The 22,209-nt window shown below is 50.2% G+C and carries 16 protein-coding genes; 2 read left to right on the top strand and 14 right to left on the bottom strand.

Annotated features, from left to right (window positions below; genetic code table 11):
- Positions 1-13: 13 nt before the first annotated feature.
- From ACYVF1_RS02735 to ACYVF1_RS02680, 12 genes are all read right to left on the bottom strand, one after another.
- Entirely contained in the window at positions 14-826 is an 813-nt protein-coding gene (locus ACYVF1_RS02735; protein ID WP_461075368.1) for a class I SAM-dependent methyltransferase, read from the bottom strand.
- A 272-nt stretch (positions 827-1,098) separates the two neighbouring features.
- A complete protein-coding gene (locus ACYVF1_RS02730; protein WP_461075366.1) occupies positions 1,099-2,694 on the bottom strand; it encodes a serine hydrolase in 1,596 nt (531 codons plus the stop codon).
- Positions 2,695-2,781: 87 nt separating this feature from the next.
- Complete coding sequence (locus tag ACYVF1_RS02725) at positions 2,782-4,278, bottom strand: SusD/RagB family nutrient-binding outer membrane lipoprotein (RefSeq protein WP_461075364.1); 1,497 nt, start codon at positions 4,276-4,278, stop codon at positions 2,782-2,784.
- A gap of 15 nt (positions 4,279-4,293) precedes the next feature.
- Positions 4,294-7,512, bottom strand: coding sequence for a SusC/RagA family TonB-linked outer membrane protein (locus ACYVF1_RS02720; RefSeq protein ID WP_461075362.1), 3,219 nt, complete (start codon positions 7,510-7,512; stop codon positions 4,294-4,296).
- A gap of 230 nt (positions 7,513-7,742) precedes the next feature.
- Positions 7,743-8,546, bottom strand: coding sequence for a mycofactocin-coupled SDR family oxidoreductase (locus ACYVF1_RS02715; protein WP_461075360.1), 804 nt, complete (start codon positions 8,544-8,546; stop codon positions 7,743-7,745).
- Positions 8,546-9,103 carry a carboxymuconolactone decarboxylase family protein gene (locus tag ACYVF1_RS02710; protein WP_461075358.1) on the bottom strand — a complete coding sequence of 186 codons (558 nt, stop codon included), beginning with the start codon at positions 9,101-9,103 and terminating at the stop codon, positions 8,546-8,548. The genes ACYVF1_RS02715 and ACYVF1_RS02710 overlap by 1 nt, the downstream gene beginning before the upstream one ends.
- A gap of 37 nt (positions 9,104-9,140) precedes the next feature.
- Positions 9,141-9,626: a DUF4395 domain-containing protein gene (locus ACYVF1_RS02705; protein WP_461075356.1), complete on the bottom strand. Its 486-nt coding sequence runs from the start codon at positions 9,624-9,626 to the stop codon at positions 9,141-9,143.
- A gap of 28 nt (positions 9,627-9,654) precedes the next feature.
- Complete coding sequence (locus ACYVF1_RS02700; RefSeq protein WP_461075354.1) at positions 9,655-10,815, bottom strand: methionine aminotransferase; 1,161 nt, start codon at positions 10,813-10,815, stop codon at positions 9,655-9,657.
- An 86-nt stretch (positions 10,816-10,901) separates the two neighbouring features.
- Entirely contained in the window at positions 10,902-11,168 is a 267-nt protein-coding gene (locus ACYVF1_RS02695) for a hypothetical protein (protein ID WP_461075352.1), read from the bottom strand.
- Positions 11,169-11,171: 3 nt separating this feature from the next.
- Complete coding sequence (locus ACYVF1_RS02690) at positions 11,172-12,182, bottom strand: DUF1684 domain-containing protein (RefSeq protein WP_461075350.1); 1,011 nt, start codon at positions 12,180-12,182, stop codon at positions 11,172-11,174.
- 42 nt (positions 12,183-12,224) lie between these two features.
- Complete coding sequence (locus tag ACYVF1_RS02685; protein ID WP_461075348.1) at positions 12,225-13,475, bottom strand: sterol desaturase family protein; 1,251 nt, start codon at positions 13,473-13,475, stop codon at positions 12,225-12,227.
- Positions 13,476-13,517: 42 nt separating this feature from the next.
- On the bottom strand, positions 13,518-14,354 hold the full coding sequence (locus tag ACYVF1_RS02680) for a phytanoyl-CoA dioxygenase family protein (RefSeq protein WP_461075346.1): 837 nt from the start codon (positions 14,352-14,354) through the stop codon (positions 13,518-13,520).
- 587 nt (positions 14,355-14,941) lie between these two features.
- Between ACYVF1_RS02680 and ACYVF1_RS02675 the strand changes: the two genes are divergently transcribed.
- Together ACYVF1_RS02675 and ACYVF1_RS02670 are read left to right on the top strand one after the other, a co-directional pair.
- Positions 14,942-18,160 (top strand): SusC/RagA family TonB-linked outer membrane protein, encoded by a 3,219-nt coding sequence (locus ACYVF1_RS02675; protein ID WP_461075344.1) that lies wholly within the window; start codon positions 14,942-14,944, stop codon positions 18,158-18,160.
- A gap of 30 nt (positions 18,161-18,190) precedes the next feature.
- Positions 18,191-19,726 (top strand): SusD/RagB family nutrient-binding outer membrane lipoprotein, encoded by a 1,536-nt coding sequence (locus tag ACYVF1_RS02670; protein WP_461075342.1) that lies wholly within the window; start codon positions 18,191-18,193, stop codon positions 19,724-19,726.
- Between the two features lie 104 nt (positions 19,727-19,830).
- Here ACYVF1_RS02670 and ACYVF1_RS02665 read toward each other — a convergent pair whose 3' ends face one another.
- Positions 19,831-21,486, bottom strand: coding sequence for a glycerol-3-phosphate dehydrogenase/oxidase (locus ACYVF1_RS02665; RefSeq protein ID WP_461075340.1), 1,656 nt, complete (start codon positions 21,484-21,486; stop codon positions 19,831-19,833).
- Positions 21,487-21,569: 83 nt separating this feature from the next.
- Positions 21,570-22,178 (bottom strand): hypothetical protein, encoded by a 609-nt coding sequence (locus tag ACYVF1_RS02660; protein ID WP_461075338.1) that lies wholly within the window; start codon positions 22,176-22,178, stop codon positions 21,570-21,572.
- Between the last annotated feature and the right edge of the window lie 31 nt (positions 22,179-22,209).

Genomic DNA, 22,209 nt, shown 5'->3' with positions numbered 1-22,209 from the left:
CGGGTGTATAGCGTCAAACTGCAACAGTCACTTTTAAAAATGACGCTGGTATCGACGTTTTGGTCGTGTCGCTGCTTTGGTTTTGACTTACAAACAGCGTCTCCAATTCCTGTTGCAAAGCCTCAGCTTTACCATTTTTCTCAGCCGCTTCAAACGCATTCATGGTTGGGCCATAGAAATTTCTGAACTTGTGAAGTAATTCGGCGGGTGTATACGGGGCTCTAAGAATAGCCGTGTCCTTGAAAAAGCTGATGTTTTCTTTGGGTATTCCTGCCTGCCCAAACCGGTCGATAACATGACTCTCGACTCCCCACAACATAGGACTGACAAACCCTTCTGGCGGTGGCGCGGTATAAGCCGAACTGATTTTTAGTACTTGCGCGACTAGTGTTGGATCACCGGGTATCCAGTTTCCCATCACGATACGTCCGCCCGGGCGCGTAACCCGAACCATCTCTTTCGCTACGTCAACTGGCTTCGGCGCGAACATAGCCCCAAAAATAGTTACAACAAGGTCAAAGCTTTGGTCATTTAACTCATGCAGGTCGGTCGCATCGCCTTCCTGAAAATGACAATTGGTGAGCCCTTCCGCTGCAACCCGACGATTACCCGCTGCTACCAGATTACTGGCGATATCCACGCCTAAAACCGAAGCGCCTAATCTGGCTGCCGGTATGGCGGTCGTACCATCTCCGCAAGCTAAGTCCAGAACATTGAGTCCGGGGGTGATTCCAAGTTGAGCGACCAGCGCTTCACCGCTTTTCCGTATGGCCTGGGCAATTTGAGTGAAATCGCCCTTTTCCCACAAAGCTTTGTTTGGGTTCATCTGAATAGTGAATAAAGGTTGAAAACAATCTTAGACTATTACACTCAGAAACAGCACCCGAATAAAGTAAAACCTATGTTATTGACTGCTAACTATTTAGGTTACGGTAATTTCACGCGGTACAGGTTGCCCCGCCCTAATAAACTATGCCAAAATGAATTACATGGTTATTTCAAACCGACACAGTTGGGAACTTCAATGATTCTGCCACCAGGCCATTCGCACAAACAGCACCGACAAAGTACCTGACTCACTCTTCAAATTCTATTGAATCAGTTCGCGGCTTTATCCGGAACACGCTGCAGATCCAGGTCCTGAAAATCGAAGCTGAAATCGGTGAGGGGCGAAATTGGCTTCATTTTAATGGAAACCGGCTTCATCGTTTCGTCGGTCTGGAACGTAACGTAGGCGTCGGCGTCGAGACTGCGATTCAGCCATTTCACAATGAACGTGTTGTTTTTGTAGAAGAACATTTCGCCCGTCAGCTTCGGCGAACGGAGCGATTGAAACCACAGTTTGCCATTCTTCGAGTGAATCGATACGTCGCCAAACCAGTTATCGTGATACGTTCCGAGGTAGGACGTAACATCGGTTTTCGACGTACCGGTTTTCCGTTCTTTCTCAATGCTGTCCCAGATGTTTTTGGTAATGGCATTCGCTTCGTCCTGCCCTTTCTTCACCCGTTCGCTAAACGTCTTTACCCAGTCAGTTGGTGGCAGTCCGAGGTAACTGTCTTTAATGGTATTGGTAACTGCACTGAAAGCCGCTCCAACTTGCTGATTCGTGAAAACGATGATACCCAGCTGAAGTTCAGGAAGTAATGTTACCTGCGTAACCATACCCGCCAGTCCGCCCGTGTGCGTTACCTGTTGGTAGCCTTTCACGTCGCTCAGCCCCCAGCCCAGCCCGTAAGCCGAAAAATGGGTGTTATACGGCGGCACCGGTGTTGGACTAACCGGCGTAATGGTTTGGGGAGCCCACATATCATTGTGCACGTTCACGCTGAACAACTGCTGACTTTGATTCGGCCCGTATTTTCCCCGATTCAACTGCATGATCACCCACTTGCTCATATCGGCCACGCTTGAATTGATACCTCCCGCCGAATTGCCAAACCGAAACATATCCCGGCTGATTACCTGCACGTTACCATTGACCGATGCGTGGGCATCAATAACATTGCCCTTGTCCGCCAGCCGACTATACGTACCGGCGCTACGTGTCATTTGAAGCGGTTTCATGATACGTTCCTCCACGAAGGACTCCCAACTTTTGCCGCTGATACGTTCAATCACTTCGCCAGCCACCATGTAGAGCAGATTATCGTAATCATACTTCGTCCGAAAGCCCGAAACGGGTTTCAGATAGCGCAGATTATGAATAATATCTTTCATGGTGAAGTTGCTCGAATCGGGCCAGAACATCAGATCACCCGCGCCGAGACCAAGTCCGCTTCGGTGCGTGAGCAGATCGCGGATGGTGAATTCTTCTGTCACGTAAGCGTTGTACATTCGAAATTCGGGGATGTAGTCAATTACCTTATCGTCCCATTTAACTTTACCTTCATCGATGAGCATGCCCAGTGCCGCCGACGTAAAGGCCTTGCTGTTCGACGCAATGCCAAACAGCGTATTTTCATCTACTTTCTCTTTGGTTCTCAGCGACCGCACGCCGTATCCTTTCGAGTGGACCACTTTTCCATCTTTCACCACAGCTACGGCAATTCCCGGCACATCGAACGTAGTGAGCGTGCGTTGCACAACATCATCGATTTGCGCCGACGTAATAGGCTGCGCGTTTACCGTACTACTCCATACGGAATAAATAAGAACCAAAACCAGGATGAGACGTAGCAGTTTAGTTGTCATAGATGAAAGCGGTTATCTGACAAAATAAGCAAAAAAACAGAACCGCGCTGGCAATCCAGCGCGGTTCTGTTCGTATGGTAATTCTGGCTATCGTTTATCCCACCAAACCTTGCTCAGGTACGTATCACCACTTGGCAGGCGGCCAACAGCAGCATCGTAATTGGGCTTGTTCAGCAACGCTTCCTGCGTAGAATAAACCGCCCGACGCGGAATCTGTCCATTCGTCGAACCAGCGTTTGGACCGGGAGCCAGTTTCGGATAACCCATCCGACGCCATTCGATGAAGGCTTCGTAGGAACGACCGAACAACTGAATCCATTTCTGCGTACCGATTTTCTCCAGTTTCTGTTCTTTCGACAAACCCGTAAACGACAACTCGCCATACGTAGCCGGAATGGTTGCTACGTTATACGGCGCCATCGACATAGCCGCTTTCACGCCATCCTGGTAGAATTTATCCGCCTGATCGGACGTAGCGCCCCAGCCTTCCAGCGCAGCTTCGGCTTTGTAGAAACTCACATCAGCAAACGTCATCTGCACGCACGGAATGGGCGGATTGTATGCCTTGTTAAAGAACGTAGCCTGTGAAGCCGTCGAATAATCATCCTTAATAATCGTTTTCAGCAACGCATCTGTCAGCGCAACGCCTATGCCCTTATAAGCTGGTTTTCCGGCTTTAACCGAATTAACCGTCGGCTGAACCAAAGCCGGAAGGCGCGGATCATTTGTAGTAACCAGTTGATTCACAAACGTATCAGCCAGATATTTCAAATCAGGACTGCCAGCTAGCCAGTGGTTCAAAACCGGGTGGACGTTGGCGTTAGTGGCGTCATTATAGGTCGGAATGGCCGCGTTATCGGCGTTCGATTCCAGCAACGGCTGGCCCATTGCCTCGGTAACGGTTTTTTGTGCCAGCGTCGGATCGCCGTAGCGAATGCGCATACCCAGACGTAGCTTTAATGAATTGCCGTATTTTTTCCATTTCGCTACGTCGCCTTTGTAATAAAAATCGGCGGTTCCGTAGCTGGCATCGCTGGCGTTGAGTTGCGCAATAGCCGCATCTAACGTAGTAATCAGCGATTTATAGATCGATTCCTGGGTATCGAAAGCGGGTTGATTATTTACACTTTCGGTACCCAGCGCCGTTTGCGAATACGGTACGTCGCCAAACAAATCGGTCAGCCGCTGCCAGATTGAGATTTCAACAATCCGGGCGATGGCCAGTTTGGTACGTCCCCGCGGATCGTTTTCGAGACCTTTGAGCAATTGGTTACGTATCTGGGTAATGTTCCGCAAATAAACAAAATGAGAAGCCCAGAGGTCGGTATCGGCCTGCTGAATATAGCGCGAACTCGAAATCAGAACGCCCCCCGCCCAATGTTGTATCCACGACCCAAACTGATTATTTGGGTACTCGAAACCTTCCGAAAAAGCCGCATCGCGCTGTACTTTCGAGAGCACTAGTCCGGGGTCGATGGACGTAACGGAAGTTGGTGGCGTATTTATTTTTTCAAAATCGTCGGTGCAGGCCTGCGCCATAAATAAGGCGAGTGCGATGCAGAGAGGTTTTATTATTTTCTTCATTTCTAAGTTCTTCTTTTACAGTTCACAATTCAGGCTAAAGCCGAAATAACGTAGCAGCGGCAGAGCCGTAGATTCGAGGCCCAGCGACGAGTTGTTGACGTTGAAAGCCGACGCTTCAGGCGCAAACCCATCCGTTTTCCGCTGGAAATAGAACAGGTTCCGCCCATAAACACCCGCCCGAATACCCCGGAATGGCGTCTTACTTACTAGTTTAGTTGGAAGGCTATAATTCAATGTTACCTCCCGCATGATGATGTAGCTCGCGTCGTTGAGCATTTCTTCGGCCACTACGTTGTCTTTGTCCGGCGCTATTACGTTCCAGTAGTCCTGCGCCCGAACCTGTTTTGTATTGGCTTGACCAGTGCTCGTCCACGTACCATCGGCGGCTTTCGTCCCAACCACACCCTGTGCTACGTAGCTACCATCGCGACCGGGCAGGGTTTTCTTGATGGTACCATAAATTAGCTCTTCCCGCAAACTCTGTGAATACACATTGCCACCCTGACTGATATCGACCAGACCAGAAAGCGAGACGCCTTTATAACGGAATACGTTGTTGAAACCGCCAATCCACTTGGGCAGCGCATTACCCATTTCATACAGAATTTTGGCGTTTGTTTTCACCGGCAAACCTGTTGTTGGGTCGATAATGCGATTGCCTGCTCCGTCGCGTATCCACTGAAAACCATTGCCCAGAATGGTCCCGAACGGTTTGCCGGGCGTAGCGATTACCTGTACCCCCCGGTCGCTTCCGAGAATGTACGTTGGTACGCCTTCGGCCAGCGACACAACTTCGTTGCGGTTTTGTGAGTAATTGAACGTAGCATCCCAAGTGAAGCCCGATGGCGTTTTCACCGCCGTTCCGGTCAGTGACAATTCAATACCGTGATTCCGGATCTCACCCGCGTTAATCAGCCGCGAGGTGAACGTACTGGATGGAGGCAGTGGTACGTTCAGAATCTGGTTTTTCGTGCTGGCGTTGTAATACGCGAAAGTCAGACCGATGCGGTTTTTCAACAGACGAGCCTCCAGACCGAATTCATTCGACGTAGTGAGCTCGTTTTTCAGGTTCGGATCGGGAATGGTCGACGCAAACGATGCGAGCGGAATACCGCCCTGCGTGTACTGATCGAGCGAGTAATTTCCGTTCAATTGGTACGGACTACCCGAGCTACCCGCCTGCGCCCACGATGCTCTCACTTTCAGGAAACTCAGCACCGGACTTTGCAGCCGGAACGCATCCGTCAGAATCAAACTTCCGCTGATAGCCGGATAGAAGAACGAATTGTTTTTCGGCGAAAGCGTTGACGACCAGTCATTTCGAGCGGAGAAATCAATAAACGCCATGTCTTTATACCCAATCGACCCCGACCCATAAACCGAATTAATCGACGATTCCGTAAGGCCGAAAACATACGAGTTTGTCAACGTATTGTTGATAACGTAGAGGTTTGGCGCGATGAATTCGTTTCCTGTGTTACCGGTCGTGCGCGAAGAATAGCGTTGGTGGTTGGCGCCCAGATTTAGCGAAAACGAAATATCGTCCGAAATTTTTGGCGTCAGCGAAAGCAGTACGTCGCTGTTATCTTCACGTGTCCGCGACACTTCTTCGTTGATATCGCCGTTTTTGTTGGTCGTTACGTAGGTACCTTTTTCCCGATAGCGGAAACGCTGGTCGGTGTAAAAATCCGTTCCGGCGCGGGCCGTCAAACGAATCCAGTCGTTAAACTGATAACTCAGGCGAAGCAAGCCAATCACCCGACGGCGGTCGTCGGAATTGCGGGTGTGATCTCGGGTCCAGTAGGGGTTGGCGGTCGAGGAATTGGTGGCGTAGGTTTTTTCAAGACCAACAAAAGCCGTAGTGCCATAGCCCAGTTGTTTTGCTACGTCCTCGGCCGTCCACGCTGAATTGGCCAGAATATCCATCGGTATGCTACGTGGCTGACTGATGAAGATATAGGCCGGGTTATCAGCCGCATCCGAAACTGTTGGACGATTTACGCCCACTTGAGCAATGTAGTTGACCTTTACGTCGGCTTCAAGTTTTGAGGTCACTTTGGCCACCGTCCGTAAGCTGATGTTGTTACGTGTCAACGTATTAGTCGGTACGTATCCGTCAATTTTCGTATTGGAATACGCCAATCGGTAGTTCACCGATTCGTTGCCTCCCTCTACGCTCAGGTTATTGACCATCTGCTTTTCGGTATTGAAAAACTTCTGGAACGTATTGGGTTGGGGCGTCAGATTCAGTACGTTACCCCATTGATCTTCGTATTGCTGCCCATCCATGTGCGGCCCCCAGCTGGCGCGGGTAAATCGGTCGCGGCCACCGCTCATTTTAGGAAGCCCCTGAATGCCAGCCGCCTGCGCAGCCGCCCAAGTGTAAATTTTACCATCATTCCCCCGAAAATTGGTAAACGTATTATCCAGTCCCTGTCCGTATTCATCCTGAAAATCAGGTAGCACCAGCGCGTCTCCAAGCGAGTAATCAATTCCGTACTTAACGCCGATTCCTTTCTTGTTTTTGCCCGATTTTGTAGTGATCAGCACCACGCCGTTACTTCCACGCTGGCCATAAAGAGCGGCCGCGTTCGGGCCTTTCAGTACCGACATGGTTTCAATATCTTCGGGATTTATGTTGGAAATACCGTCACCGTAATCAATCCCTCCCGAGCTACCGGGCGAGCGCGGATTCTGGTTATCCATCGGAACACCGTCAATAACGTAGAGCGGTTGGCTATTGCCCACCAGCGAGTTAGCCCCACGAATAATCACCCGCGACGAGCCGCCAGCACCGTTTGCCGAACGGGTCACCTGTACACCCGCCACCTTACCCGCTAGCGCCGTAGCCAGGTTTGCTTCCTTGGCGGTAGAAAGTTCCTGACCATTGATTTCCTGCACCGAATACCCCAGCGACCGTTTATCGCGTTTGATACCGAGCGCCGTTACGACTACCTCACTCAGTACGGCATTGTCTTCCGATAACGTGATGTTCAGCTCGGTGCTGTTACCAATTGGAACTTCCTGCCGCACAAACCCCACGCCGGAAAAAATCAGTGTGGCCGAGGGGTCGGCACTCACCGAAAATTTACCGTTAACGTCCGTCACGGTACCTCGCGTGGTCCCTTTAACCACTACGTTGATGCCCACTAAGGGCGATTTTTTGGCATCCAACACTGTACCCTGCACAGTTCCCTGCGCCCAGATACAGTGCGAAATCAAAAAGGCTATCATAGTCATTGATAGCCTTTTAAGAAAAATAGAGTGGAGATTTTTTGGCATACTACTTAATGATTTGGTAATAATCTTTTAATACTATATTAATATTAGCCTTGTCAAATCTAGCAAAATAATGGAGTTATTAAACATTATACCCATTTTATAGTTACCACTCAACAACAAAAAAGCCCTCATATTGAGGGCCGATTTATTTTCAGAAATAGGGCTGCTACGTTAGCAATGATTTAACGCGTCAATAAGCCCGCATCAAGTACAAACTGCGAGCCGGTGACGTAGCGGGCTTTTTCAGAAGCTAAGTATAGGACCATAGCTGCTACGTCCTCCGTTTCGACCCAGGGCACAGGCAACAGATTTCCCGCCGATCGTTCCGCAATTTCCTGCGTAGTAGTGCCTTCCAATTCGGCCAGGCCGTCGTTCATGGGGGTGTTCACACCCGTCGGGTGAATGGAATTGACGCGGATATTATAGGGGGCTAATTCAATAGCCCACGATTTCGTCAGGCCGACCAGCCCCCATTTGGAAGCCGCGTAATGACTGAGCCGGTTCATTCCGCGCAATCCGGCAATCGATGAGTTGTTGATAATCACGCCCGATTTTTGCTTCATCATCACCGGAATGATACGTCGGGCCACCAGCCAGGCACCTTTCAGATTGATATCGATCATGGCGTCCCACTCGTTCTCGGGAAGTTCATGAGCGAGTCCGTAGGCGCAGATGCCCGCGTTGTTGAACAGAATATCGATACGTCCGAAGTTGACCAACGTAGCATCGACCGCCCGACTGATGTCCTCATCCCGACGTACATCACCCTGCACGGTCAGGCAGTGCTTTCCGAGCGCTTCAACCTCGCGTTTCAGGCTATCCAACTCGGTTTCAGAGCCAAGTGAATAGCCAGGATACGCCTGTGGTTTCGCTAAATCGAAAGCCACAATATCGGCCCCTTCTTTGGCCAGTGCCAGGGCTACGGCCCTACCCTGCCCATGAGCCGCGCCAGTGATAAACGCTACGTTCCCGTCGAAATCAGCCATTATTGTTGTGTCTGAACCTGTTGCTGCATCAAAGGCAGATATGGATACAAATATTCGTCGATATTCACCTGCAATACGTTGTTGAACACGTTCGTGGCAATCATCTGACCCGCAAACGCAATCAAAATTACTAGTTGTTCGTCAGTATAACGGTCGGCCAGAGACCCGTAAAGCGCATTCGAAATCTCACCTTTATGTTGCGCAATGGCGCTACCGAAATCAATCACATCCTGCTCATGCTCAGTTAGTTTCAGGTCTTCAGGGCGCTCGCCGTTGTCGATAATGATCCGTCGGAAGAACGTAGTGCAGAGGGGACAGTTTGACCCTTCGGAAATGGCGTGAGCATACAGATAAGCCAGCCTGAACCCAAGAATTTTCTTCACCTCTTCATACAACGGATACCACTGCATGTAAATCTGAAACGACAGCAGCGATCGGCCCAGCGTGGCTTTCATGTTGGTAATGCGACTGCCCGGATAGTCGGTGACGTGCGCATCATAAGCCGCCAGTACGTCGGGCGTTGCTTCGTTTATAGGTAATGGCTTGATTCTAGGCATCTCCGGAGATATTTGGGCAACGAAAAGAACTACAAACCTAGCTGATTACTCGAATTTTTTTCAGGAACGTATACACGTAGCAACCGGCGCAGAAACCCGCCAGCGATTCCAGCGCTGCGAATATAGCTATTACGCCTGCCACCCAAAATGCCGAAATCCCTAATCCATGCAGCCCTAGAATAACGACCGAAAAAACCATCCCTACGCCTGCAGCGAATCGTTTGGGAGCCTGGTCGATAGGAACAACCGGAAAGTTTAACAGCTTGATAACCCCATCGCTCAGGCGAGCCAACGGGCTGAATTTCCCATAGTTAAGGGCACGTAGCGAAAAGTCGATCAGCAGGAAGAGGAACAACGGCCAGAATCCCGTCAGCAGATACGCGATGGTGGTCAGAAGGACGCCGAAAGCGATGGTGCGAACTTTGTTTTCGTTCACTTTTACCCCATCGACCGGGCATTCGAGTGTTTGTTGATGAAGTGTTGATAGTGACGATAACGTTGAATATTTCGTTGATTTTTCCATAATATGTTGGGCGGACGGAAAATCCGCATTACAGTTTGCTCAGGCGGTCGGCGGCTTTCTGTAACGTAGCGTCGTCTTTGGCGAAACAGAACCGAAGAATGTTGTAATCGTTTTTCTGCTGGTAAAATACCGACACTGGAATCGACGCTACGTTGATTTCTTTCGTCAGACGTATCGCCAGATCATAGTCCGGCTCGTCGGTTATAGAAGCATAGGACACCGTCTGAAAAAAACTGCCCTCAGCCGGTTTAAACTCAAAACGGGAGTTCCGTATGCCATCGAGAAATAAGTCGCGTTTGCGCTGGTAAAAAGCTGGTAACTCCTGATAATGTGACGGTTGCGCCAGATAATCGGCCAGCGCGTATTGCATCGGCGTTACGGTACTGAATGTCAGATACTGATGTATTTTTCGAAACTCCCGGGTTAGCTCGACCGGAGCCAGACAGTACCCGATTTTCCAGCCCGTAATGTGAAACGTCTTCCCGAAAGAGCCCACAACGAACGTTCGTTCCTGCAACACCGGATGCGTCATCAGCGAATGATGCGTACGGCCATCGAACAGGATATGCTCGTATACTTCATCGCTCACAATCCAGATATCGCGGTCGCGGACAATGTTGGCCAGTTGCACCAAATCGTCTACTGTCCATACCCGACCCGTTGGGTTATGGGGCGTATTGACCAGAATCAGCCGGGTTTTTTCGGTGATTTTTTCACGTACCGCCTGCCAGTCGATGCTATAGTCGGGCGGTGTTAGGGTTACGTAGACGGGAATTCCGCCGTTCAGTTCAATGGCTGGAACGTAGCTGTCGTAAGCCGGTTCAAACACAATTACCTCATCGCCGGGACGTACTACCGACGTAACAGCCGCAAAGATCGCTTCAGTAGCTCCTGACGTAACAGTCACTTCTGTATCAGGATGATACGTTACGTTATATAGATCAGAAGCTTTCTGCGCCAGCGCTTCACGTAGCGTCTGAACACCCGTCATCGGCGCGTATTGGTTAAATCCCCGACGCAAATAATGCTCCACTAGTGACACCAATTCCGGCGAACAATCGAAACCCGGAAACCCTTGCGAGAGGTTAATAGCCCCCACATCGGCCGCCAGTTTCGACATCACTGTAAAAATGGTGGTCCCAACATTCGGCAGTTTCGAGGGCAACGTAGCGCTTGTTAGCGTGTTCATGCGAATAGAATGTATGATGTATGGTGTATAATGTATGATATAATTAGTATAGTCCTGGTTTCATACGCCCTATATCATATATCACTCTACACCAGTTCCTTAAGCGAAATTTTATCAATATAAGGCTCTAACTCGTCGGTATTGCTGAGCAGACGTACCAACGTAACTTCATAGCGACGCTGGCAAACCCACATCTCCACAAAAAACGTATTGACTGCGTACAGATGCAGCCAGAAACCCGGAATACGTCGGGCCTCAATCAGCATTCCCCGCTGCCAAACCAGATTCAGTTGCTCGTGATAGGGCAAACCATAGAAATAAGCCGCATCACGATCGTTTCGTTCGTTCTGCATGAATTAATGGTCGCCGTACCGTTTTTCGCCCGCTTTTATAGCCACCGCCAGTTTGTTCTGCTTCGGCGGAAGCGGACACGTAGCGTAGGGCGTAAAGGCGCAGGGTGGGTTGATCGACTGGTTAAAATCAAGCGTGGTGTTACCGTCTGCACCGGGTTTATCGGCGTATAAAAACCGGCCAGCGCCATACGTATCATGCTCGTTTGTAGGATCTCCGAATAAGATAAATAGCTTTTCGCCTTCGCCAACAGCGTCCAGTTGATACGTCTTTCCCGCGTGTTCAAATATCAACGTACCGGCCAAAGGCGTCTGCGTTGTTTGCCCCAGTACGTCCAGAATCGGAATCGTTTTCGGCTCCGATGGCTTTTCGAGACGAGCTTTTACTTTCCAGCTTTCATCAATCGGGAAGCGGTCGATTCCGTTAAATTCATGTAGAAACGGGCTGTTCAGATCGCGTAGCCGCACGCCGTATTTTGGTCCTCGCTTGATGATAAACCAACGTAGCGACTCATGCGCCAACACGAGTGGCTTACTTTTATCGCCCGAAAAGACAACCAATGACTCCGTTACAGGCTTCCCATCGACCTGAACATCAGCGCCAGGATTCGGCGTAAAGCGAACGTCGCCATTGTGCAGGGTGAAAATGCCCAGTTCTTTCAACTCATTGGCAACCGGAAAACGAACGTCGAAATCTGGTCCGCGACCAACTGAATTTTTACCTTCGTTCAGCCAGAAGAGCCCAGCCAGATTTAGCCAGCCGGTTTCGCTTTTCAGCGATTTAACGCGGTTCTGATGCCATTCTTCTAACTGCGCCCGGTACGACGGCTCTTCAGGCGCATGAAATCCTACGGCAGCTATCATCGCCAGAAACCATACGCCGAAAAAGCTAAGGGAATATGGATTCAACGCTTTTCGGCGTTTGCTACGTGTTTTATTGAACGACAGCGCGTATCGGAGCCGCTTCCGATAGCGGGACCGGCTCGTTTTTAGTTTATCATTCGTATTAGGTGCCATTTATCAGGTTGTTCGTGATGGTAAATGAAAAAGGAAAACGTATTAGCCGTAAACCAACTGGAAATAATGCCTTCGGATGAATGAGAAATAAGCCCAGAGCGATAGCGCACCGATGTAGCCCAGTACAATCAACATCGGATCACCAAGCAAGCCGTACAGCGCCAGCCAGAGTATAGCCACTCGACCTACTTCAAGGTACAAAACCCACTGACGCTGTTCGAGCAGCGCCCCGCAGTTGATGAGTGTTAGCAGAATAAACAACGCCGTCAGCCACTGAAGCCAGCCCGGAACGTAGCGTTCGACTAATAGAAAAACGAATAAAATCAGTAATGTTCCCATTAGTTGGCCTGCTACGTAACCCCGAAACCGCCGACGTTGCGTATGCTCCACCTGACGTTCAGCGGCATTGATCGACAAAAATCTGGATTCAAGTTCTTGACGAATGGCCGGGTTCATAGCCTCCGGTCGACCAAACAGTACGTTCCATTTTGCACGAAATCCATCGGCCCGCCAACCTGCTGCCAGCAGTTCGAGCAATCCGTGAAAATGCTGCCACAAAAAACTGTGACTATCGAGCGGCTTCGTTAGCCCATACATCGGCTCGTTACGTTCTTCAACAAACGTACCAAAGAGCTTGTCCCAGATGATCAGTACGTCGCCGTAGTTTTTGTCGAGGTATTCGGGGTTGCTGGCGTGGTGTACGCGGTGGTGTGAAGGCGTTACCATTACGTATTCGAGCCAGCCGAGTTTCCCGATGGTGCGCGTATGAATAAAAAATGGATACAGACCGTGAACCAGCAGGATGGTCGTAATCATTTCCGCCGGAAAACCAATAACTGGCAAAATCGACCAGAAACCGGTACGTACTACGGCCTGAAAAACGGTGATTCGGGCGGAGACAGTGTAGTTGAAATCTTCGCTCTGGTGATGCACTACGTGTACGGCCCAGAACAGATTGATTTCGTGCGCCAGCCGATGATACCAATACCACACAAAATCAGTCACGATCAGCAAACTAACCCACGTCCAGACGGTTGGCCGAATGTCGAGCAGAGCGAAATGACGGTGCAAATAATCGTAAACGAAGTAAAAAGCGCCAACCGTAAAACTGTCCAGCAAGCGTTCGGCGATGCCCACGTTCAGGTTGGCCACCGACGTACTGAATTGGAAATAGTTCTTTTTCTGCCACTTCGCAACGAGGTATTCGATTCCCATAAACAACAGGAAGAGCGGAACGGCAAAAGCAAGCCAGTTGGCGTGTACAAGAAACGAAGCTAACCAGTTGAATTCCATACGTTTGTTTTATTCAGAACACTCGAACACAACGTAGTCTTATTACCGTAAAATCTTACTTCCCAGAATGTGGTAAAATGGCGTTTTGCTGGCTGCCGTTTTAGGCTGGTAGTCGCCCGTAATCAGCGGAATATACATCACCCGACGGCGGCTGGCGGCCCCCATATTTGGCGATTGTTCGACCCGGTGCCACAGGCTCCCGTCTTGAATGGTCAGATCGCCCGCTTCAATGTCGAACCCAACTTCGCGTGGGTCGGGGCGGTGGTCGATGAACTGCCGTTTGCGGAACAAAGTCAGCAGGGTATTTTGCTTGTGTGTGCCGGGTAACACACGCAGCCCACCATTTGTCTGAGGGCAATCGTCGAGGTGAAGTCCTACGTTGAGCATGGGCCGAATGCGGTGGCCTAAGAACAGATCGCGCGGGCTATCGGTGTGCCAGCCCATGCGTGAGAAATTACTTTCCGGCGTCCGAACGTAGTGATTCACGACCAGGCCATCCTTTTCATCCTCGCCGATACGCCCATCGAATGGCTGTAGTAGCGTAGTGAGCGCTTTCAGGCGCTTGTCCTGCAAAAATTCACGTAGCACCGGACTAAACCACGATGCAAACGCGAATCGCTGGACAATTCGCTTGCCGTTTTCGTCGCGGCCGTATTTGATGGGGGTACCGTTGATTTTATCGACCTGTTCGGCGATCCACTTCTCTTCGATACGTTGTAATTCCTGCAAAAAGAACTGTACTGTTTCGCGCTGGACGAAGCCTTTGATATGCAAAAATCCATTCTTGTCGAAAAACGCTTTTTGTTCGTCGGTCAGTGAGAAACTGGGTCTAACACTACTATAGACGTGATTTTTTGAAGATTCTGCTACTAAAGTCATGGTAAATGATTTAAAATACTTACTATACAGAATAAGTATAGTATTTGTGTTTATAAAAAAGCAAACGTGCTGCTTGCCGAAAAACTGTCTTTTAAGATTATTGGCTGGGCGTCTGTACTATAATCTGTCAGAGGAACGACCAAATGGGAAAATTGATGAGTCGCTGCTACGTATTGAGTAAACAGAGTGTATCAACAACACATTCGCATGACTGCTTTCTCAGAAACTGTACGGAAAGTGTTAGGGCAGAAATAAGCCATCAGTACGCAATCGGCTGCCATATAAATAGAGTTAATAGGTTTTACTCTTCTAGTTCGGTGGACAAAGGTGATTAATGTTCATAATACTTCCAAATTTTTTTATTCTTTCTTAATACATAGTAGGAATTACTCAGAAAACTCTTTACGAAAAAAGGCAAATTTTGTTTTTCCGTGATAAAATATAGTATTTTTGAAATTGTGTCCGTTTGACAATTTAATATTGTGCTCTACTTCATCTTCGGATGAGTCATCCAGCTACGAATTTTTGAAAGCAATCGGTAATCACCCAACATCACCTAATAACTTCCAATTAAACCAATCTATCTAATGAAGCATGTTGTACAATTCAGGGCTAGTCTCTGCTTTTTGCTATTGACTGCCTTCCTCATGACGCATCTGGCCCAAGCGCAAGACCGTCGTGTCACAGGTCGCGTCTTATCAGGTAAAGATCAGCAACCCATTCCGGGCGTAACTATTCTGGTAAAAGACACGCAACTCGGTACCACCACCGACGGAAACGGGAGTTTCAGTCTGAACGTAGCGCCTAACGCCACGCTGGTTTTTAGCGCCATTGGGTTTGCAGGCATTACTCAATCAATTGGTAATCAGACACAATTAACCATTACCCTTCAGGAAGCTGAGCAAAATCTGGGCGAAGTAGTCGTGACGGCGCTGGGTATCAAAAAGGAAGCAAAACGGCTGGGCTACGCCACCGCTATCGTAAGTCCCGAACAGGTAACAACGAACCGGACCGTTAACTTTATCAACGCATTGCAAGGCAAAATTGCGGGTGTCAACATCAGCAGCTTAGGCACGGGGGCAGCGGGTACGAGTAAAATCCGGATTCGCGGCCAATCGTCGTTTTCGGGGCAAAATACTCCGCTTATCGTTATCAACGGCGTGCCCGTCGATAATACCAACTTCGGTCAAAACAACGGAAACGCCGGTAGTGACAACTCCATCGGTAGCCGCGACCGAAACTACTCCGACGGTGGCGATGGTCTGTCATCGATCAACCCTGACGACATTGAAGGCATGACCGTCCTGAAGGGCGGAACGGCTGCTGCCCTTTATGGCTCGCGGGCTAAAGACGGTGCCATTCTGATCACAACCAAAACGAAGGGTACGGGCCAGGGGATCGGCGTTACGTATAACACCAACTTCACCACCGACCACCCACTCGATTTCACGGATTATCAGTACGAATACGGTCAGGGAGAGTATGGCGTTCGGCCAACGGCGCCCAACCCAACTTCGGGCGTCTGGAGCTTCGGCGAGAAATTTGCTGGCCAGACGCAAGTGCTTTTTGGGGGCGTAACGGTTCCGTATCAGCCGGTACGTAACATCATCAACAAATTCTATCGGGAGGGTTCTACCTGGACAAACTCGATAGCCGTTTCGTCGGGGGGCGAAAAAGGCGGTTTCAATTTATCGCTTTCCAATCTGGACAACAATGGCATTACGCGGAACAACAGCTACAACCGGAAAACCATCAACCTGGGTTTCAGCTATAACCTGTCGAACCGCCTGACCGTAACGGGCACGATGAACTACTCGAACGAGTACAACAAAAACCCACCGCAGATTGCTCAGCAGGACAACAGTACGCCTACGGTGATTTACACATTGGCGAACTCGATGCCGCTCGACGTACTGGAAGCCAACCAGATTAATCCTGCTACGGGCAACGAATTCATCTACTCCCGTTTCATGAACCGGACGAACCCGTATTTCGTCCTGAATAATAAGTTTGAAAATATCCGTCGCGACCGCCTGTTCGGTAATATTTCGGCGCGTTACAACGTAACGGATTGGCTGTACATCCAAGGGCGTGTAGGTCAGGATTACTGGTCACGCGATCAGGACTATAACTTCCCGACGGGTCAAGCGTCGCTGGCTGCGGCTCCGGCCGGTTTCGTAAACGGTGCCTACGTACAGGAAGCGCGTCGTTTCCGCGAACTCAACACCGATTTCCTGATTGGCGCTACGCGTAAATTCGGCATCATTGGCGTAGACCTGACTTTGGGGGGCAACCAACTCTATCGCCGGAGCGACGTGAACAGCGTACTGGCTACCGATTTCATCGTTCGCGGTTTGTACGTTCCACAGAACGGACGGGTCAAAGATCCTACGCTGGGGCTTAGCGAACGGAAAGTTAATTCACTCTACGGCGCAGCTGAATTGTCTTACAAAGACTTCCTATATCTGAACGGAACCATCCGGGACGACTGGTTCTCGACGCTGGCCGCTGGTAATCGGAGCATTCTGTACCCATCAGTAACGGGTAGTTTCGTGTTCTCGCAAGCCTTCGACAAACTACCTTCCTGGCTGAATTTCGGTAAAGTTCGCGCTGCGTATGCTGCCGTCGGTAGCGATGGCGACGTAGCACCGTATTCAAATAACCTGTTCTACGCGGTTGCCGCCAACCTTTTCCCGAACCCAGCTGGTCAGGGACAACCCGTCGGTAACATTACGTCGAACACGGTTCCCAGCAATACGCTACGTCCCAGCCGCACGCAGGAAACCGAAGTTGGTCTGGAGTTGAAATTGTTCAACAACCGGGTTAGCTTAGACTTTGCTTATTACAACAAAATCACCAGCGATCAGATTGTGCAGGCTCAGTCGTCGGATGCGTCGGGTTATACCAGCGTCCTGATTAACAACGGAGAAAGCCGCAACCGGGGCGTTGAAGTGCTCTTGAATCTGTCACCACTGCGGACGAAAGATTTCTCCTGGGACGTTACGTTGAACGGGTCGTATAACAAAACGAAACTACTGAAACTGCTCACCGACGACGACGGATCGCCCGAAAAAGATATCAACAAAGACAAACAGGCCGAACGCATCACCGTTGGTACGGGTATTTACGTAGGTGAACTACGTCAGGTGGTTGGCCAGGAGTTGGGCCAGCTTTACAGCTACGGCTATGCACGTGACGCTCAGGGACGTATCATCCACGGTAGTGATGGTATCGCTAACCGGACAGCCGATCAGATTTCGTTTGGTTCGGCGCTGCCTAAGTACGTTGGCGGTATCACGAATACGTTCAACTACAAAGGTGTCAGCCTATCGTTCCTGATTGATTTCAAACTGGGCGGCAAAATGATTTCGGGTACCAACCTGAACGCGTTCCGGCACGGCCTGCAAAAAGAAACGCTGGTTGGCCGGGGTGATGCTGATAACAAGATGGTGGGCGTTGGTGTGAATACCAACGGCGAAGTCAACACGGTGCGCGCTGCCGTGCAGGATTACTACTCGGTTGGTCGTACAAAAAGCCTTGGCGAACAGGTTGTGTATGACGCTGGCCTCTGGAAGCTTCGTCAAATTAGTATCGGCTACGACTTCACGAAACTGCTCCCTAAATCGTTATTTATTAAAGGTGTACGGTTAAGTGCAGTGGCCAACAACGTAGCGATTCTGAAGAAATGGGTACCAAACATCGACCCCGAACAGTTTGGCTTTAGCTCCGATAACCTGGTTGGTCTTGAGTCGACAGGTTTGCCCACCACACGTAGCATTGGTTTCAACCTGAACGTTCGCTTCTAAATCAGGCACCTGGATTATCCTCTAAAAGTCATGAAAAAAACACTCTTATATATACCACTGATTGCGGGGCTTGTTGGCCTTAGTAGCTGCGAGAAAGGTTTCGACCAACTCAATACGAACCCTACTGCCGCTACGTCGCTGAACCCGATTTTTACGTTCAATAACGCTATCGTCAACACGACGTTTCCGGGTGGCTCACTGCTGATTTTTGAAGAACCGATTGTGCAACAGATGTTTTCGCCTAACTCTGGAATTGTTTCGGGCGGAAACTTTAACATCGACAATCGGGGTGCAGCGGGCGCTAACGCGGCTTTATGGCAACGCTATTATCGGGATAATGTCCGGTATCTGGTTGACGCACTGGCCAAAACGAAGTCGGATGCTAGTCGCCAGAATCTGTACAACATGATGCGTATCTGGAAAGCATACGTATTTATGGTGCTGACCGATACGTACGGCGATATTCCTTACACCGAAGCCGGACAGGGTTATCTGTCGGCCAATATCACGCCGAAATACGATACGCAGGAAAGCATTTACACCGATATTCTGAAAGAACTGTCGGAAGCTCCGGCGGCTCTTGATGCCAGTAAGGCCATCGAAGCGGGTGACCTCATCTATGGGGGCGACATTGCTAAATGGAAAAAACTGGCTAACTCGCTGCTGCTGAGAGCTGGAATGCGTCTTTCGAAAGTAAACCCGACACTGGCCCAATCGACCGTGCAGAAAGCTGTAGCGGCTGGTTTGATGCAGTCGAACGCCGATAACTGCGTGATTCGGAACAACGCCAATTACCAAAATCCGGTCGGTGTTACGCTGAATTCGACCGAAGCGGCTAACTATTACCTGACCAAGACGTTTGTCGATTATTTGAAAAACACATCTGACCCACGGCTGGCTTCCATTGCCGTGCGTTACGTTGGTGCCAAGAGTGGCCCGGAACAAACAACCGCCCGCGCCAATCGTGATCCAGCCGTTCAGATCGGTATGCCGCTCGGTTTCGATAACGGTACGATTCCGGCGCAGGCTACGAAAGATGGACTGGCTACTTTCTACGATTACTCGCAGCTAGATCGCTTACGGATGGGTGGCCTCAATGCTCCCTGTTTCCTCGTAACATATGCACAAACGCAATTGCTGCTGGCTGAGGCTGCGGTACGTGGCTGGACAACCGGAAGTGCCGCCGACTATTACAACGCGGGCGTAACGGCACATATGAAGCAGTTGGGTGATTATGACGCTACGTCGCTGGTATCGGACGCGAACATTGCGGCTTATTTGCAGAAAAATCCATACGTAGCAGCGCAGGGTCTTGAGCTGATCAATACGCAGTATTGGGTGGCTTCTTTCCTGAACGGGCCTGAAGTTTTCGCGAATTTCCGACGTAGCGGTTTTCCAAAACTGACGCCGAATCCGTATCCGGGCAAGGAAATCAAAGGCAGTTTCATCAATCGCTTAAGCTACCCAGACTCAGAAATTTCGGTGAATGGTGCCAAAGTAAATGAAGCCATCTCCCGGCAGGGACCAGACAATCTGGATACCCGCGTTTGGTGGGATAAGCAATAGTACCCTTAAAACGTAATGTTTTTCAAAAAGAATGGCGCAGACTGAAATCTGCGCCATTCTTTTTGTCCGACCACCGTCAGTTCGGTGTGTGAAAAGTCATGAAATTATACCGCACTCACGGCAGCGTCATCAGCAACCAAACCCGCTTTCTTGGCAAACGAAGCCAACAGGTTTTGGTACGATTGAAGCTGACTATCTCGATACGTAGCGCTCCAGCCTAATTCGGCGGCCATCAGATCGGCCACTTGCGGGGCAACTCGCGCCGTTAACGACCAGTCCGACAGTTCGAGACGCCAGCGCCGGGCCAGTACGTCACGTAACGTAACGGCCATTTCTTCACGAACCTGATAAACGACTTCGGCTTTAATAAAGGGCTGCCCGTTCGTCAGTTTTTCGGCCAGATTCGATTGTGATTGACTAAGTTTCGTGATACGTTCGGCGCGGGTTCCGTAGGTACGCATCAGGTGCTGACACGTATCAGCCGGCAGATTGTGGGCTTTCTGCAACAGTTGCCAATCGTCGTAGCGGTAGTTTTCGCCACCGACCAGATAATGCGTTTCGGTTTTGCTACGTTCCGTTTTTCCAAGCTGCTCACTTACCTGATCAATAGCGTCCTGCGCCATAAGTCGGTACGTTGTCCATTTGCCACCGAGCAAACTCAGCAAACCCGATGTTGGGTCATGCTCAACTTCGTGATCACGTAGCAACGTTTTCGTATCGGCCCGACTACTCACAATCAGCGGGCGAATACCGCCAAAACCCGACTGCACATCGGCCTTATTGGGCGTATGGTCGAGGTAAGGACGTACCGTTTCGAGGAGATAATCAACTTCAGCTGGTTCCAGTACGGGTTCGTGCGCCAAATCCGAAAAATCGGTATCGGTAGTACCTACGAATACTTTATCACCAAACGGAATGGCAAAAACCACGCGACCGTCGCTTGTTTTTGGTATCAGAATGGCGCAATCGCTGTTGAGCGTTTCGCGGGGAAGCACTATGTGAACGCCTTTGCTGGGGCGAATCCGCTGGTCAAGCGACGAGTTTGCTAAGAGACGTATCGCGTCGGAATAAGGTCCTGTACAATTGAGAAATACGTTGGCACGTAGCGTTATTGTTTCGCCAGTTAATTGATTTTCAACAGTTGCGGCTTTGATGGTGCCGTTTTCCAGCTTAAACTCGGTCAGCGCAGCATAATTAACTACGGCAGCACCCGCTTCATCTGCCGACTGTACCAGTGCCAGCGCGTAACGGGCGTCGTTTAGCTGTCCATCGTAATAAAGCACGGCGCTGTGCATTTTTCGCGTCAACTTCGGCGATAATGTTAACGCATCCTTCTGACTGAGCCATTTACCGCCCGGAAACGCATCGCGTCCGGAAATCAGGTCATAGAGGGACAGTCCAATGGTCATGTACAACCCTTCGAACCAGCTAAATACGGGCGTCAGTAAAGCCAGTGGATGGGCCAGATGTGGGGCGTTACGTACCACCGTCCGGCGTTCGGCCAGTCCGTGCCGCACTTGCCGGAGTTGGGCCAGGTCCAGTTTTTTGATGGCCTGCTCCAGATATCGTACGCCACCATGAATCAGTTTGGTTGAACGCGAAGACGTCTCGCTCGAAAAATCGCTACGGTCAATCAGCGCGACTTTATAACCACGTAGCGCTGCATCCAGGGCAGCTCCTGCTCCGCTGGCACCCGCGCCAATGATGCAAACATCAAACGTTTCCTGCCGTAGTCGTTCCCAATTTTTCACCCGATTCATAACCGTAAATATAACGTAGTAAAGGCAAACGGCTACGTTTCAGTTCATTAATTGGACAAATTCGAGAAATTCGGCCGCTACGTTTAGCCTGAAAAACTCCGGCTACGTCCGCCAAAGAAACCGCTACGTCCCCGCGACGGCCGAACGGTACGTGTCACCCGCGATGAGCGTACACTTTCGCCTACGCGCGTCGAACGTTCGTATAAGCCTGTATTGGCATAGGCGCTTGCTCCGTATCGGCGGGCATCGGCCTCATATTGCGGACTCGAATTGCGCCCCAGCATATAGCCTAAACTGCCCCAGAGCAATGCGCTGGACAGGCCGCTGTGGTGATGATACGTACCGGAATTGTGCAGATATGAACGGGTCGATTCATCGGACTCAACCAACCGCTTGGCGGCTGCTACGCTGAGCGTATCGCGGTGGCCGTCGTAATAGCTCACAATGGCCCCGGCTTTATCAGGCTCGGCGGGAAGTTCGTCGGTAATTTTAAACGTACCGGGAGCGGTTTCGGTGATGTACGTCCGAACGCCTTTTCCAAAGCGAGTTTCAGTACGTTCCTGTTCGTCGGAATCATTATTGCCGCAACTCTGTAGGGTGGCCGCGCCATTGAGCAGGGCCAAAGTGAGGGTTGCACTGAGAGTAATATCTTTAACACGCCGAAGAACGGCATGTCGGCGAAGCGGTGTCATAGTCTGAAGGAATAAGAATTGACTACTAAAC

The organism is Spirosoma flavus, assembly GCF_054778555.1.
Note: the sequence above shows the minus strand (reverse complement) of the source record. Positions and strands in the feature narration are given on the sequence as shown.

Excerpts from the sequence above, each read along its gene's own strand:
- ACYVF1_RS02735 (WP_461075368.1), bottom strand. The coding sequence starts at position 826 with ATGAACCCAAACAAAGCTTTGTGGGAAAAGGGCGATTTCACTCAAATT.
- ACYVF1_RS02730 (WP_461075366.1), bottom strand. The coding sequence starts at position 2,694 with ATGACAACTAAACTGCTACGTCTCATCCTGGTTTTGGTTCTTATTTAT.
- ACYVF1_RS02725 (WP_461075364.1), bottom strand. The coding sequence starts at position 4,278 with ATGAAGAAAATAATAAAACCTCTCTGCATCGCACTCGCCTTATTTATG.
- ACYVF1_RS02720 (WP_461075362.1), bottom strand. The coding sequence starts at position 7,512 with ATGATAGCCTTTTTGATTTCGCACTGTATCTGGGCGCAGGGAACTGTG.
- ACYVF1_RS02715 (WP_461075360.1), bottom strand. The coding sequence starts at position 8,546 with ATGGCTGATTTCGACGGGAACGTAGCGTTTATCACTGGCGCGGCTCAT.
- ACYVF1_RS02710 (WP_461075358.1), bottom strand. The coding sequence starts at position 9,103 with ATGCCTAGAATCAAGCCATTACCTATAAACGAAGCAACGCCCGACGTA.
- ACYVF1_RS02705 (WP_461075356.1), bottom strand. The coding sequence starts at position 9,626 with ATGGAAAAATCAACGAAATATTCAACGTTATCGTCACTATCAACACTT.
- ACYVF1_RS02700 (WP_461075354.1), bottom strand. The coding sequence starts at position 10,815 with ATGAACACGCTAACAAGCGCTACGTTGCCCTCGAAACTGCCGAATGTT.
- ACYVF1_RS02695 (WP_461075352.1), bottom strand. The coding sequence starts at position 11,168 with ATGCAGAACGAACGAAACGATCGTGATGCGGCTTATTTCTATGGTTTG.
- ACYVF1_RS02690 (WP_461075350.1), bottom strand. The coding sequence starts at position 12,182 with ATGGCACCTAATACGAATGATAAACTAAAAACGAGCCGGTCCCGCTAT.
- ACYVF1_RS02685 (WP_461075348.1), bottom strand. The coding sequence starts at position 13,475 with ATGGAATTCAACTGGTTAGCTTCGTTTCTTGTACACGCCAACTGGCTT.
- ACYVF1_RS02680 (WP_461075346.1), bottom strand. The coding sequence starts at position 14,354 with ATGACTTTAGTAGCAGAATCTTCAAAAAATCACGTCTATAGTAGTGTT.
- ACYVF1_RS02675 (WP_461075344.1), top strand. The coding sequence starts at position 14,942 with ATGAAGCATGTTGTACAATTCAGGGCTAGTCTCTGCTTTTTGCTATTG.
- ACYVF1_RS02670 (WP_461075342.1), top strand. The coding sequence starts at position 18,191 with ATGAAAAAAACACTCTTATATATACCACTGATTGCGGGGCTTGTTGGC.
- ACYVF1_RS02665 (WP_461075340.1), bottom strand. The coding sequence starts at position 21,486 with ATGAATCGGGTGAAAAATTGGGAACGACTACGGCAGGAAACGTTTGAT.
- ACYVF1_RS02660 (WP_461075338.1), bottom strand. The coding sequence starts at position 22,178 with ATGACACCGCTTCGCCGACATGCCGTTCTTCGGCGTGTTAAAGATATT.